This window comes from Oceanicola sp. S124 (genome assembly GCF_000220565.1).
GTDB lineage: Bacteria > Pseudomonadota > Alphaproteobacteria > Rhodobacterales > Rhodobacteraceae > Pseudooceanicola.
In genome coordinates, this window is sequence record NZ_AFPM01000272.1 from 15954 (window position 1) to 28881 (window position 12928).

Sequence of the window (12928 nt, forward strand, 5' to 3'; positions counted from 1 at the left end):
CTGCGGCGCCGAATTTCTGCTGCATCTGCAAAGCGGGGGGCTGTCCCGAAGCGCCCTTTTCCGCTAGCCCTGAGGCAGGGAGTGAGAAATTATGCCGAGCCATCAGGCCCGTACGGATCGCATGACCATGGCCGGGCTGAACATGATCCAGCAGGCGCTGTCGATCTACGACCACGATCTGAGACTTGTGCAATGCAACCGGCGGTTTCGGTCGATGTTCGACCTGCCCGAGGCCCTGACCCTTCCCGGCGCGCGATTCGAGGACACGATCCACCATCTCTGCGCCTCGGGCGAATACGGCCCGCTGGACGATCTGGACACCGCGGTGCGCGAGCGGGTCGAGAAGGCCCTGGCCTTCGAGCCCCATTACATGGAGCGCACCCGGCCCAATGGCCGCGTCGTCAGCGTCGAAGGCGGCCCGCTGCCGGAAGGCGGATGGGTCACCGTCTACACCGACATCACCGACAGCCGCCGCCAGGAACAGCTGCTGCGCGCCCGCTCCGAGGAACTTTCCGAACAGCTTCTGTCGCGCGCCGAAGAGCTGGCGGCGACCAACCGCCAGCTGCAGGCCACCAATTCGGCGCTGGAAGAGGCCAAGCGCGAGCTGACCGGCATGGAGGCTCGCATCCGCCTGATGACCGAGATGCTGCCGGCCCATATAGCCCACCTCGGCCCGGACAGGTGCTATACCTATTCCAACCGCCGCCTCAGCCGGATCATGCCGGGCCGCCCGGCGCAGATCGTCGGGCTGCATATCGCCGATGTGCTGGGCCGCGCGTCCTACGCCTCGGTACAGCCGCACCTCGATGCGGCGCTGGAGGGGCGACCGTCGGTCTTCGAGTTCACCGATACCGAAAGCTCTCGCCGGATCCGCACCGCGCTGACCCCGGCCGAAAGCGGCGCCTACATCATGTCGATGGATGTGACCGAGGAAACCCAGACCCGCGCCGCCTTGGCCCAGACCAAGCGGCGCGAGCTGGCGGCGCAGGTGACCTCCGGCATGGCACATGACTTCTCGAACCTGCTGACGATCATCCTGGGGCTGCAATCGCGGCTGTCCCGCATGGCACTGGCCCCCGAGGCGCAGGAGCTGGTCACCGCGACCTCTGCCGCCGCCAGGCGTGGGGGCGATCTGCTGGACCGGATCGCCACGATGACCGGAGGGCGTGGCCACCAACCCGTCGCGACGCACTGGGCCGCCTTCCTGCGCGATTTCACCACCCTCGCCCGGCCCTCGCTGCCCGATGGCATCTCGTTGCTGGTCGAGGACAGCATCGGCGACCAGCGGCTCTGGCTTGATCCCGGCATGTTGCAGGACAGCCTGCTGAACCTGGTGCTGAATGCCCGCGACGCCCTCGGCCCGCGCGGCGGCGAGATCCGGCTGGAAGCCCGCTGCCGCACCGGCACCTGGCTTGAGATCACCGTGGCCGACACCGGTCCCGGCTTCACCGAGAAGGCACTGGAACAGGCCATGCAGCCCTTCTTCACCACCAAGGGCGCCGAGGGCTCGGGCCTCGGGTTGTCGATGGTCTTCGACATGACCCAGCGGGCCGGCGGGCAGATGCGGCTGGCCAATGACGCCGGCGCCCGGGTGACCCTGCAACTGCCCTGGCGCGAGGCGCCCCGCCCCGCCACCCCCGGCCTTGCCCTGCTGGTCGAGGACAGTGCCGACCTGCGCCGCTCGGTCCGCGACATGCTGGTGGCGCTTGGCTATTCGGTGATCGAGGCGACCAGCGCCGAAGAGGCCCGCGCCATCGCCCGCGACCTGCCGGACCTTGTGCTGATCCTGTCGGACCTCTCGCTGGAGGGCGGGTCGACCGGGCTGGACCTTCTGGAAGCCCTGCCGCCACAGGCACCGCCGCTCTGCATCATGACCTCGCTGCGCCCCGACCACCCTCTGCACCGCGCCGCCGCCGCCCGGGTGCCGGTGCTGCAGAAACCCTTCGACCAGGCGCATCTGGCCGCCCTGCTCGCCCCCGGAGACGACGCCGCATGACCGCAGCCCCCCTGATCGCCATCCTCGACGACGAGCCCGAGATCCGCGCCATCCTGCAAGGCGCGCTGGAAGAGGCCGGTTTCCGCAGCCGCGCCTTCGGCCGCGCGCGAGAGTTCGAGGCGGCGCTGTCGGGCATGACACCGGATCTCTGCCTGCTCGACCTGTCACTGCCCGACCGCGACGGGCTGACCCTTGTGCACCGGCTGGCGACCGAGAAGGGCGCCACGGTGATCATCATCTCGGGACGGGCGCAGGTGCAGGACCGGGTGACGGGGCTTGAGCTGGGCGCCGACGACTACATCATCAAGCCCTTCGACCCGGCCGAGGTCGTCGCCCGCATCCGCGCCCGCCTGCGCCGCGACCGCCCGGCGGCCCAGCCCTCGGGGCAGACCGCGCGCTTTGCCGGCTGGACGGCGCATTTCGACCGCTTCTCGCTGGAGGATGCCGAGGGCACCGAGACCCCCTTCAGCCAGGCCGAGGCCGAGGTGCTGCGGCTGTTCCTCGAACGCCCCAAGCGGCTGGTCTCACGCGCGCTGATGCAGGAGGTCCTTGGCGCCGCCGCGGGAGAGGCCTTCGACCGCGCCATGGACGTGCGCATCTCTCGCCTGCGCACCAAGCTGCGCGAGGACCCGAAGAACCCCCGCCTGATCAAGACGATCTACGGCGCGGGCTACATCTTCCTCGGGGATGTCGACTGGGGCTAGGCGACGGCGTAGCGCCCGTAGATCTCTTCCCGGTGATAGCGCAGGAATTCCGGATGCGGCCGGTGCCGCGCCTCTTTCGGGACCATCAGCTTCTGCCCCGGGTCGATCAGCCGCCGCACCACGTCCTGCGGCACCTTGTTGTGCGATACCAGAATCGACATGTCCTCGCCCACCGAGATCAGCCCCCGGTCGAACATCCAGTGCAAAGTGCCGGACAGCGCCAGCCCGTTGCAGACCGCATCCGGGCCGCCATCGGCCACCGGCATGATATGCGCCGCCTGAACCTCGGGCCGCCCACCACCATTGCGCAGGGACAGCCCCGAAATGGCGCATTTGCCGCCATAGGCGCGTTTCACCATCCGCTGAAACGCCGGATCGCGGTACTTGCGCGCCATCAGGATCGTGTCGCGGGGGCCGCCGGCTGGCGCGGGGCCGTCGAAAGGCGCCTGTTCATCGGCGAATCCCGGGAAGGCGATGACCTCTTCACCGGCCTCGCGGGGCAGCGCATAGGCGTCCGCCTCGTCCCGCAGCCCGGCCGAGACGATGGCGTCGAAAGCCTCGCGGGTGATGCGGCGCACCGCAGCCGTATTCGCCCCGCCCGAGATCGGCGTGCCCTCGGTACCTCTCAGCGCCTTCTCATAGGCTACCCCGCGCGGATCCGCCCGCGGCACGACCTGCGGGAAGTCCAGCAGGGTGCCACGCGACAGCAAGGCGTAATAGTGCCCCTCCTGTTCCGGATCGGGCACCACCTCGCGCACCTGCTGGGTCGCGACATAGCCAAAGGCGCCGCGACGGCCCTCGTAGAAGATCACCCAGTCGCCGACGGTCTCTTCGACCATGCCCAGGTACTGCCGGGGAAAGTGATAGGAGAGCCCCGGCCGATCATCGTACTTCGACTCCGGGTTCTGGACGAAAATCGCGTTAACCATTGCCGGATAACGCCAGGGAAAGCCCCGCCGCGCAAGTCCTATCCGGCCAGCCGCTCCACCGCTTCGGCCAGCACCTTCAGGCCGGCGACAAGGTCGGCCTCGTCGGTGTCCTCGGCGAAGGCATGGCTGATGCCGTTGATCGAGGGCACGAAGAGCATCGCCACCGGCATCAGCTTCGCCAGGCTGGTGGCGTCATGCAGCGCGCCCGATTGCATCCGGCGCCAGCGGCCCGGCAGCTGTGCCTCGGCGGCGCCCTCAAGCGCGCCGCGCAGGGCGGGATCCATCGGCACCGGTTCCAGCCCCAGCATGGCCGAGGTGGTCAGGGTCATGCCCATCTGGGCCGCGACCTCGGCGGCGGCGTCGCGGATGATCTCCTCCATCCGCCCAAGGCGGTCGGCATCGCCGTCGCGCCACTGCATCGAGAAGCTGCACCGCCCGGGCACGATGGAATGGCTGCCTGGATGCACCTCGACATGGCCCGTCGTCCAGACCGTCTGCGGGGTGACCACGTTGCGGAAGCGCTCGGCGATCAGCGACTGGAAGCGCAGCATGGCCTGCAGCGCGTCCTTGCGGCGGTGCATCGGCGTGGTGCCGGCGTGGTTCTGCTCGCCCTCGAAGGTCATGCGCATGTCGCGGATGCCGACGATGTCGCTGACCACGCCGACGGCTTCTCCGGCCTCGTGCAGCCAGGGTCCCTGCTCGATGTGGCATTCGAGGAAGCCGGTGAAGCGCGCGGGGTCGACCGGGCCGGTCACCATCCCGGCCATGGCGGCGCGCGCCTCGGCGAAACTGACGCCGGCGCTGTCGACCAGCGCATCGGCGTCCTCCAGCGTCGAATGCCCGGCCCAGACGCGGCTGCCGGTGGTGACGCCGAAGCGGCCCTCTTCGTCCTGGAACGATACGGCAGAGATCGGCACCCCGGCCTCCGCCCCGGCACGGGCCAGCTCGAGCCCGCAGATCACGCCGAGCGCGCCGTCCAGCCAACCACCCTCGGGCTGGCTGTCGGAATGCGAACCGACCAGCAGCGAGCGCCCCGGCGCCATGCCAAAGACCGAGCCGCAGGGATCCACCGCGACCTCAAGCCCCGCAGCGCCGTATTGCCCCGCCAGCCACTGCCGGGCGGCGATGTCGGGGGCGGAATAGGCGGGCCGGATCACCCCCTTGCCGACCCCGGCGGCGCCGAAGCTGCGCAGCTGGTGAAGATCGGCCAGGAAACGGTCGGGGTTCACGGGAATCATCGGGCACACCTCCTTGGTTGCCCCCGAGAGAACAGCAGCCGCCCCGGAAAGGCAAATCAGCCCCCTCGCGCATTGCATCCCCGGCCCCGGCCCCTCTATCAAGTTCCCGGAAAGGAGCCCTTCATGACCCATATCTGGCTGCGCGCCGAACAGCGCCCGAACGAGGATCGCGCCGGGCTGACTCCCGAGGGCGCGAAGGCGCTGATCGACAGGGGCTTCCGCCTGACCGTCGAGGACAGCCGCACGCGTATCCTGCCGCTGCAGGGCTATGTCGATGCCGGCGCCGAGGTGGCGCCCGAAGGATCCTGGCCCGACGCGCCCGCGGATGCGATCATCTTCGGCCTGAAGGAGCTGCCCGAGGACGGCACGCCGCTGCGCCACCGCCACATCATGTTCGGCCATGCCTACAAGGGCCAGCCCGCCGGGCAGGAGCTGCTGAAGCGCTTCGTCGCCGGGGGCGGCACGCTTTACGATCTGGAATACCTGGTGGATGAAACCGGCCGCCGCGTCGCCGCCTTCGGCTACTGGGCGGGCTATGCGGGCGCCGCCGTCTCGCTGATGTGCTGGGCGGCGCAGCAGCAGGGCACGATCTGCCCGCCCGTCGGCGCTTACCCGGACAAGGAAGCCCTGCTGAGCGACCTGCACGCGCGCCTCGCCCCCTATGACACCCGCCCCCGCGCCATCGTCATCGGCGCCCTTGGCCGGGTGGGTCGCGGCGGCGCGGATCTCTGCGAGGCCCTCGGCTGCGCGGTGACCAAGTGGGACATGGCCGAGACCGCCCATGGCGGCCCCTTCCCCGAGATCGCCGAGCACGAGATCTTCCTGAACTCGATCCTCGCCATGCCCGGGACCCCGGTCTTCGTGCCGGTCGGGATGGCCGACGGCCCCCGCCGGCTGAGTGTCATCGGCGATGTGGCCTGCGACCCGACCTCGGACTTCTCGCCGGTGAAGGTCTACGACCGCACGACCACATGGGCGGAACCGGCCCTGCGGGTGCGCGAGAGCCCGCCGCTGGACGTGATGGCCATCGACAACCTGCCCTCGATGCTGCCCAAGGAAAGCAGCGAGGACTACGCGGCGCAACTGCTGCCCTCGCTGCTGAGGCTGGATGCGCTGGACAGCGGCGTCTGGGGGCGGGCGAAGGCCCAATACGACACACATACGGAGGCAATGGCATGAAGATTCACTGGTGCGGCACGGGCCTGTCCGCGATCCCCGGCCTGCGGCGGCTGCTCGAGGGCGGCTACCCGGTCGTTGTCTGGAACCGGACCGTCGAGAAGGCCGAGGCCGAGGTCGGCGACCTGACCAGCGACATCCGTGCCTTTTCGCTGGAAGCCGTGACCGAGGCGCTTGAGCCCGGCGATATCGCGGTCTCGATGCTGCCCGCCGACCTGCATGTTCCGCTGGCGAGTGCCTGCCTTCAGGCGAATGCGCATTTCGTCTGCTCGTCCTATGTCTCGCCCGAGATGGCAGCGCTGGACGGGGCGGCGAAGGAGAAGGGGCTGAGCCTCGTCAACGAGGTGGGCCTTGATCCGGGCATCGACCATGTCTTCGCCGACGACCTGGTGGCCCGGCTGCGCGCGCTGGCGCCCGAGGCCCCCGAGGTCTCGTTCACCTCCTACTGCGGCGGGTTCCCGAAGGTTGCCAACGACTTCCGCTACAAGTTCAGCTGGTCGCCGCTTGGCGTGCTGAAGGCGCTGCGCTCGCCCTCGCGGTCACTCAAGGACGGGCAGGAGCTGCATGTCGCCCGCCCCTGGGACGCCATCACCCCCTATGAAAACCCGCTGCCCGGCGGCGAGGTCTTCGAGGCCTACCCGAACCGTGACTCGGTGCCCTTCATCGCGCAATACGGCTTCGACGAGAGCTGGCAGGTGAAGGATTTCGTCCGTGGCACCCTGCGGCTCGGTGGCTGGGCGACGGCCTGGGAGGGCCTGTTCCGCGAGATCGAGACGCTGACCGGCCCCGGAGGTGACGCCCGCCTGCGCGAGATCTCGGACGGGCTGTGGGACAGCCACGCCTATGACGAGGGCGAAGCCGACCGCGTCGTCATGTTCGTCCGCCTGACCGCCGAAGCCCAGGGAAAGCCTGTCTTCGACCAGGCCTGGGCGATGGACGCCTCTGACCGCCCCGAAGGCAGCGCCATGGGACGGCTGGTGTCGGTCTCGGTCGCTCTGGCCATCGAGGCGCTGGTCGCCGCGCGGCTGGTCCCCGGCGTCGTCACCGCCTCGAACGCCGCCGACCCGCTGTTCGCCGAGGATATCCGCAGCGAATGGCTGTCGGAGGTCGAAGAGATGTCGGACGTGCTGGAGCGGATCGACTTCCTGGGGTGAGGCCCGGGTGGCGGGACCAAAGGTGCCTCCCCTGCGGGGAAGCACCCTACGCTAGCTCAGCCGCCCCGGACCAGGTCATCCTCTTCGTCGCTGGCCGAGAGGCCGAGCGCCTCGAGCCCGTTTTCCAGGTGGTCCGACAGATGCGGCGTGCCCAGCAGGTAGTCGGGCGTCGGTGTCGTCGCCTCTGCGCGGGCCGTGGCGATGGCCTCTTCCAGCTCATCCGCACCGAAGCTGTCGCGACCGACCCACATCACCGCGACGAGGCTGGCCAGCTCATCCTCGTTGAGGTTGTCGAGAAAGGCGCGCAATTCGCCCTCGGCGCGGTCCAGTTCGCGCGCCATGAGGATGACATTGGCAATCTTGGTGATCGAGATTTCGAGCATGGCGTTTTCTCCTGTTCGGTAAGCACCTTGCCCCGACCAGGATACGCCCTTCCTTGATTTGCCGCAAATCCTGAAGCTGAGGGTCAGCTTTTTCCGCCGTCCTGGGTCAGGCTTTCCAACGGGCTGTCAGCCTCGGGCGCCAGTTCCTCGAAGTCGAAGTTGTCCAGCTTCGCCGCGCGCTTGCCAGCCCGTTCCGCCGCCGTGCCGATCCCGTCCAGGTCCTTGCGGGCCTGGTTGAAGTGGGTGTCCAGCTTGGCGACACGTTCCACCACCAGCTCGACGTCGCGGTGCAGCATGGACAGGGTCTTGCGGATGGCGCCGGCCTGTTCGCGCATCCGGGCATCCTTGAGGATCGCCCGCATGGTGTTCAGCGTCGCCATGCAGGTGGTCGGAGAGACGATCCAGACCCGGGCATTGAAGCCCTCGCGGACAACCTCGGGGAAATTGGCGTGCAGCTCGGCGTAGACGGCTTCGGAGGGCAGGAACATCAGCGCGCCGTCGGCGGTCTCTCCCTCGATGATGTAACGCTCTGAAATCGCCTTGATATGGGCGCGCACGGCCTGGCGGAACAGGGTCTGGGCGCGGGCCTTGTGATCCGCCGTCTGGGCGCCGCGCAGGGCTTCATAGGCTTCCAGAGGGAACTTGGCGTCGATGACGATGGGGCCCGGCGGGTTGGGCAGGTGGATCAGGCAGTCCGCCCGCTTGCCGTTGGAAAGCACCGCCTGCACCGTGTAGCTGTCCGAGGGCAGCGCCTTGCCGACGATGTCGTTCAGCTGGATTTCCCCGAAGGCCCCCCGGGTCTGCTTGTTGGACAGGATGTCCTGCAGGCTGAGGACATCGCCCGACAGCTTGGTGATGTTCTCCTGCGCGCGGTCGATCACCTGAAGGCGTTGCTGCAGCTCGGCCAGACTTTTCGTGGTCTTCTCCGAACCGCCCTGAAGCTGCTGGTTCATCTTCTCCTGCATCTCGGACAGGGCGCGGGCCTGCTGCATGGCATTGGCGTGCAGGCGGTCGTTCATCTCCTTCTGCACATGGGCCATGCGGGTTTCCATCATCTGCAGCATCTGCGCCTGACCCTGGTTCTGCGCGTTGGAGACGGTGGACAGGCCGCCCGACAGCTGCTCCTGACCCTTGGCGAGGCCCTCGACCGTGCGGCCCAGCTGGTTCATCTGCCAGATCACCGGCTCGGAGGCGCGCGAGGTGGCACGGATCGCCGTGATGATCAGGACGAGCAGCACCAGAAATGCGGCGCCGCCGATGACGGCGGCGAGGGTCAGCGGATCGGTGAGGTCGATCTGGTTCATGTGCGGCCAAAGAGCCTTTCGATGTCGGAGAGCTTCAGCTCTACGTAGGTGGGCCGGCCATGGTTGCACTGACCGCTGTGCGGGGTCGCCTCCATCTGCCGCAGAAGTTCATTCATCTCGGCCACCTGCATGCGGCGGCCCGAGCGGATGGAGCCATGGCAGGCAACGCGGGACAGGATTGCCTCGATCCGCGCCTGAAGCGCCATGCTGTCATCCTGATCGGTCAGCTCGTCGAGCACGTCGCGCAAGAGGGCCTCGGCATTGATTTCGCCCAGGATCGCCGGGGTCTCGCGCACCGCGATGGCGCCGCCGCCGAAGGGTTCGATGACCAGGCCGAAGCGGGCGAGATCCTCGGCGGCCTCCAGCAGGCGTTGCGCATCCGCTTGGGAAAGTTCGATGATTTCCGGGATCAGCAGGGCCTGCGAGGCGACGCCATTCTCGGCCATCTGGCGTTTCAGCTTCTCGTAGACCAGGCGCTCATGGGCGGCATGCTGGTCCACCAGTACCATCCCGCGCGACGTCTGGGCGACGATGTAGTTCTCGTGCACCTGCGCGCGGGCGGCGCCAAGGGGGTAGTCCTCCAGCGGGGTCTGGCTGGGGCTTTCCACGACCGGCTCGACCCGGGCCGAGGGGGCGTGATCGAAGCTGCGGAAGCCTTCCGACATCGCCGGGGCGGGTTCCGGCGCCTGGAAGCTGTTCAGCGGCGCATAGCCGCCGGAGGGACGGCGTTCCGGCGCCTGGTAGACGAAGGGACGACCTTCGGGCGTGCGCGGCGTCTCTTCGGGACGGAAGGCGCCGAGGGTCGCGGTGGCAACGGTGGTCGAGGCGCGGTGCCCGGCCTCGGCCAGGGCGTGGCGCAGGCCCGAGACGATGAGGCCGCGCGCGATGGCCGGGTCACGGAATCGGACCTCGGATTTGGCCGGGTGGACATTGACGTCGACCAGCTGCGGGTCGCAGTCGAGGAACAGCGCGGCGACCGGGTGACGGTCGCGCGACAGGTAGTCGAAATAGGCCGCGCGCAGGGCTCCGGTCAGCAGCTTGTCCTTCACCGGGCGACCGTTGACGAAGAGGAATTGCGCCACCGCCGCGCCGCGCGAATAGGTCGGCAGGGCGGCATAGCCCGACATGCGGATGCCGTCGCGGGTGGCGTCGATCTTCAGCGCGTTCTCGGCGAAATCGCGGCCGATCACGGTGGCAAGGCGCCCGTGCAGCGCGTCGAAGAGATCGCCCGTTTCCGGGTCGGCGCGGAAGATCGTGCGGGTCTCTCCGCCCGAGGCATCGCGCAGGGTGAAGCCGACGAAAGGCTCGGCCATGGCGAGGCGCTTGATGACATCGGTGACGGCCTGCATCTCGGCCCGGTCGGTGCGCAGGAATTTCAGCCGCGCCGGGGTGGCGAAGAACAGGTCGCGCAGCTCGGCCACGGTGCCCTTGTTCAGCGCGGCGGGTTTCACCGGGCTGATCTGGCCGCCCGAGACCTTGATCTCGGCCGCGTCATGGCCCCGGGCGCGGGAGGTCAGCGTCAGCCGCCCGACCGCGCCGAGCGAGGGCAGCGCCTCGCCCCGGAAGCCGAAGGAATGGATGTTCAGCAGGTCCGAACCGTCGATCTTCGAGGTGGCATGGCGCGACAGCGCCAGCGGCAGGGCCTCGGGGGGGATGCCGCAGCCGTCGTCGGCGATGCGGATCAGGGTCTTGCCGCCATCGGCCACCGTGATCTCGATCCGCGTGGCCCCGGCGTCGAGCGAATTTTCCACCAGCTCCTTCACCGCAGAGGCCGGGCGCTCGACCACTTCACCGGCGGCAATGCGGTTGATGGCGGCGTCGTCCAGCTGGCGGATCACGGGCTGGGCATCAAGGATATGGGGGTCAGAGCGGTGCATACCGCGAAATGTAGCATGGGCGGAGTGAGTCGGAAATGGCAGACCAGAGGGAATGCCGAGGCGGTCAGAGCCCATGTCAGGCGTGCAGAGCGAAGGGCCGCGAACGCGCCTGGGTGGGCGCATCGGGACCTCTGGCTGGCTTGGTGTCCCCGAAGCCTCCACGCCGATTTGTCATCCTCCGACACCGCCTGTGCGCCCTCCCGGGGGGAGGGGCTCGGTCCGGTCCGCAACGCGACGAACCCTCCGGGGAGGTTTCGAGGTCCGAGCGGGCGGAGCCCCGGCGGGCGCGGCCCCGGCTTGTAGCCCGCGCCAGGGGGAGCGCATTGTGCAGGGTGGGTGAGTACCCACCTTTGGCCGCCGGAGAGGGCTGCGAAGTGGCGGCGGGGTGGAACCCCGCCCTACGGGAGCACCTCGCGGACGATTTCCAGCGCCCGGGTCGGGCGCGCCCCTTCGCTCTGCATGACCAGCCGCCAGCCTAGGGCGTAGGGTGGGTGACAACCCACCTTCGGCGGCGATGACGTGGCGGCGGGATGCGTCCCCGCCCTACGGAAGCAGGTCGCGTATCACCTCCGGCGCGCGGCCGGGGTTCGTCACGCAGATCACCCGATGCGCCTGTTCCGGCTTGGCACCAAGGAACACCGTCAGGTCGGCATTGGCCGGGAAGTCTGTCAGGCGGATCACCGTCGCCCCCCCTGCCCCTGCGCAGGTGCCGGCGATATGCCAGACCTCCTGCGCCTCGGCGCGGAAACGGCGGATCGAGACCGTCACCTCGGCATCGAACATCGACCCGAAGGCCACCGGCGCCACGAGGGTCTCGGCCCGCGGCGGCGTGGCCAGAAGGAGCAGCACCAGAAGACCCGCCCCTCTCATCGTCCCTCCCCAGAGTTTCAAGACTAGCCTCGGGTCGCGGCCTCGTACCAGTCGCGGATGGCCTGACGTTCCTCTTCTTCGATGAAGGAAACGTTAGCGGGCGGCATGGCATGGCCCAGACCCGCCTGCAGGTAGATGGCGCGGGCGTTGCGCAGGATCTGGTGCTGGTCGTCCAGCCGCACGCCCTTGGGAGCCCAGAGAATGCCATCCCAGAAGGGCTCGGCGGCATGGCACATGGAACAGCGGCCCATGACGATCTGCTCCACGGCCTCGTAGCCCTCGGCCTCGGCGAAGCGCGTCAGACCGGCGGGGATGGCGGCCTCGGCTTCGGCCCTGTCGCGCCAGAGCGGCGCTGTCGACAGGAACATCACCAGCAGGAAGATCAGCGCGGTCAGCAGCCAGGTCCACCAGGGCATGCCCTTCTTGGAATGCATGGTGTTGAAGAAATGCCGGATGGTGACGCCCATCAGGAAGACGAGGCTGGCGATGATCCAGGTGTATTCGGTCGAGAAGGCCAGCGGGTAGTGGTTGCTGAGCATCATGAAGATGACCGGCAGCGTCAGGTAGTTGTTATGGGTCGAGCGCTGCTTGGCGATCTTGCCGTACTTGGCATCCGGCGTCCGGCCCGCCTTCAGGTCGGCGACGACGATGCGCTGGTTCGGCATGATGATGAAGAAGACATTCGCCGACATGATCGTCGCGGTGAAGGCGCCGAGGTGCAGCAGCGCGGCGCGGCCGGTGAAGACATGGGTGTAGAAATAGGCCAGGCAGACGAGGATCAGATAGAGGCCGATCATCAGCCGCGTGTTGTTGTCGCCGAACTTCGACTTGCAGAGGGCGTCGTAGACCAGCCACCCCCCCGCGAGAGAGGCCAGCGAGATCGCCACGGCACCCCAGGCCGGCAGGTCCGCGACCGCCGGGTCGACCAGGTAGAAATCCGCTCCCAGGTAGTAGACCAGCCAGAGCAGCGCGAAGCCGGAAAGCCAGGTCGAATAGCTCTCCCATTTGAACCAGACCAGGTGCTCGGGCATGGCCGCCGGGGCCACCAGGTACTTTTGGATATGGTAGAAACCGCCGCCGTGAACCTGCCACTCTTCACCATCCGCAGGACCGGGGACATTGCGGTTCAGGCCGAGATCCAGCGCGATGAAGTAGAAGGAAGACCCGATCCAGGCCATCGCCGTGATCACGTGCAACCAGCGGACCGCGAATTCCACCCAGGCCCCAATGGCCGCCCAATCGTACATGCTGTCCCCCGGATCATCCGTTCTTTTGCCAAGCATAAGCATGGTTTGCG

At 68.2% G+C, this 12928-nt stretch carries 11 protein-coding genes; 4 read left to right on the forward strand and 7 right to left on the reverse strand.

What is annotated here, in order from left to right; genetic code table 11:
• The first annotated feature begins 91 nt into the window (after positions 1-91).
• Together OS124_RS0118310 and OS124_RS0118315 are read left to right on the forward strand one after the other, a co-directional pair.
• Complete coding sequence (locus tag OS124_RS0118310; protein WP_029375565.1) at positions 92-1996, forward strand: PAS-domain containing protein; 1905 nt, start codon at positions 92-94, stop codon at positions 1994-1996.
• Positions 1993-2700: a response regulator transcription factor gene (locus OS124_RS0118315; protein WP_010141334.1), complete on the forward strand. Its 708-nt coding sequence runs from the start codon at positions 1993-1995 to the stop codon at positions 2698-2700. The genes OS124_RS0118310 and OS124_RS0118315 overlap by 4 nt, the downstream gene beginning before the upstream one ends.
• Here the strand turns inward: OS124_RS0118315 and OS124_RS0118320 are convergent.
• Positions 2697-3629, reverse strand: coding sequence for an HNH endonuclease (locus tag OS124_RS0118320; protein WP_029375566.1), 933 nt, complete (start codon positions 3627-3629; stop codon positions 2697-2699). The two genes, OS124_RS0118315 and OS124_RS0118320, sit on opposite strands and share 4 nt — an antisense overlap.
• Before the next feature lie 38 nt (positions 3630-3667).
• Entirely contained in the window at positions 3668-4867 is a 1200-nt protein-coding gene (locus OS124_RS0118325) for a hydantoinase/carbamoylase family amidase (protein WP_010141336.1), read from the reverse strand.
• Positions 4868-4990: 123 nt separating this feature from the next.
• Between OS124_RS0118325 and OS124_RS0118330 the strand changes: the two genes are divergently transcribed.
• Together OS124_RS0118330 and OS124_RS0118335 are read left to right on the forward strand one after the other, a co-directional pair.
• Complete coding sequence (locus OS124_RS0118330; protein ID WP_010141337.1) at positions 4991-6046, forward strand: saccharopine dehydrogenase; 1056 nt, start codon at positions 4991-4993, stop codon at positions 6044-6046.
• Complete coding sequence (locus tag OS124_RS0118335) at positions 6043-7197, forward strand: saccharopine dehydrogenase family protein (protein WP_010141338.1); 1155 nt, start codon at positions 6043-6045, stop codon at positions 7195-7197. The genes OS124_RS0118330 and OS124_RS0118335 overlap by 4 nt, the downstream gene beginning before the upstream one ends.
• Before the next feature lie 56 nt (positions 7198-7253).
• On the opposite strand, the gene OS124_RS0118340 is transcribed toward OS124_RS0118335, so the two are convergent.
• From OS124_RS0118340 to OS124_RS0118360, 5 genes are all read right to left on the reverse strand, one after another.
• A complete protein-coding gene (locus OS124_RS0118340; RefSeq protein ID WP_010141339.1) occupies positions 7254-7580 on the reverse strand; it encodes a DUF3775 domain-containing protein in 327 nt (108 codons plus the stop codon).
• A gap of 83 nt (positions 7581-7663) precedes the next feature.
• On the reverse strand, positions 7664-8884 hold the full coding sequence (locus OS124_RS0118345; RefSeq protein ID WP_010141340.1) for a DNA recombination protein RmuC: 1221 nt from the start codon (positions 8882-8884) through the stop codon (positions 7664-7666).
• Entirely contained in the window at positions 8881-10761 is a 1881-nt protein-coding gene (gene mutL / locus OS124_RS0118350) for a DNA mismatch repair endonuclease MutL (RefSeq protein WP_010141342.1), read from the reverse strand. The genes OS124_RS0118345 and mutL overlap by 4 nt, the downstream gene beginning before the upstream one ends.
• Before the next feature lie 543 nt (positions 10762-11304).
• Positions 11305-11631: a hypothetical protein gene (locus OS124_RS0118355; protein WP_010141343.1), complete on the reverse strand. Its 327-nt coding sequence runs from the start codon at positions 11629-11631 to the stop codon at positions 11305-11307.
• 23 nt (positions 11632-11654) lie between these two features.
• Positions 11655-12878: a urate hydroxylase PuuD gene (locus tag OS124_RS0118360; protein ID WP_010141344.1), complete on the reverse strand. Its 1224-nt coding sequence runs from the start codon at positions 12876-12878 to the stop codon at positions 11655-11657.
• Positions 12879-12928: the final 50 nt, after the last annotated feature.

Excerpts from the sequence above, each read along its gene's own strand:
- OS124_RS0118310 (WP_029375565.1), top strand. The coding sequence starts at position 92 with ATGCCGAGCCATCAGGCCCGTACGGATCGCATGACCATGGCCGGGCTG.
- OS124_RS0118315 (WP_010141334.1), top strand. The coding sequence starts at position 1,993 with ATGACCGCAGCCCCCCTGATCGCCATCCTCGACGACGAGCCCGAGATC.
- OS124_RS0118320 (WP_029375566.1), bottom strand. The coding sequence starts at position 3,629 with ATGGTTAACGCGATTTTCGTCCAGAACCCGGAGTCGAAGTACGATGAT.
- OS124_RS0118325 (WP_010141336.1), bottom strand. The coding sequence starts at position 4,867 with ATGATTCCCGTGAACCCCGACCGTTTCCTGGCCGATCTTCACCAGCTG.
- OS124_RS0118330 (WP_010141337.1), top strand. The coding sequence starts at position 4,991 with ATGACCCATATCTGGCTGCGCGCCGAACAGCGCCCGAACGAGGATCGC.
- OS124_RS0118335 (WP_010141338.1), top strand. The coding sequence starts at position 6,043 with ATGAAGATTCACTGGTGCGGCACGGGCCTGTCCGCGATCCCCGGCCTG.
- OS124_RS0118340 (WP_010141339.1), bottom strand. The coding sequence starts at position 7,580 with ATGCTCGAAATCTCGATCACCAAGATTGCCAATGTCATCCTCATGGCG.
- OS124_RS0118345 (WP_010141340.1), bottom strand. The coding sequence starts at position 8,884 with ATGAACCAGATCGACCTCACCGATCCGCTGACCCTCGCCGCCGTCATC.
- mutL (WP_010141342.1), bottom strand. The coding sequence starts at position 10,761 with ATGCACCGCTCTGACCCCCATATCCTTGATGCCCAGCCCGTGATCCGC.
- OS124_RS0118355 (WP_010141343.1), bottom strand. The coding sequence starts at position 11,631 with ATGAGAGGGGCGGGTCTTCTGGTGCTGCTCCTTCTGGCCACGCCGCCG.
- OS124_RS0118360 (WP_010141344.1), bottom strand. The coding sequence starts at position 12,878 with ATGTACGATTGGGCGGCCATTGGGGCCTGGGTGGAATTCGCGGTCCGC.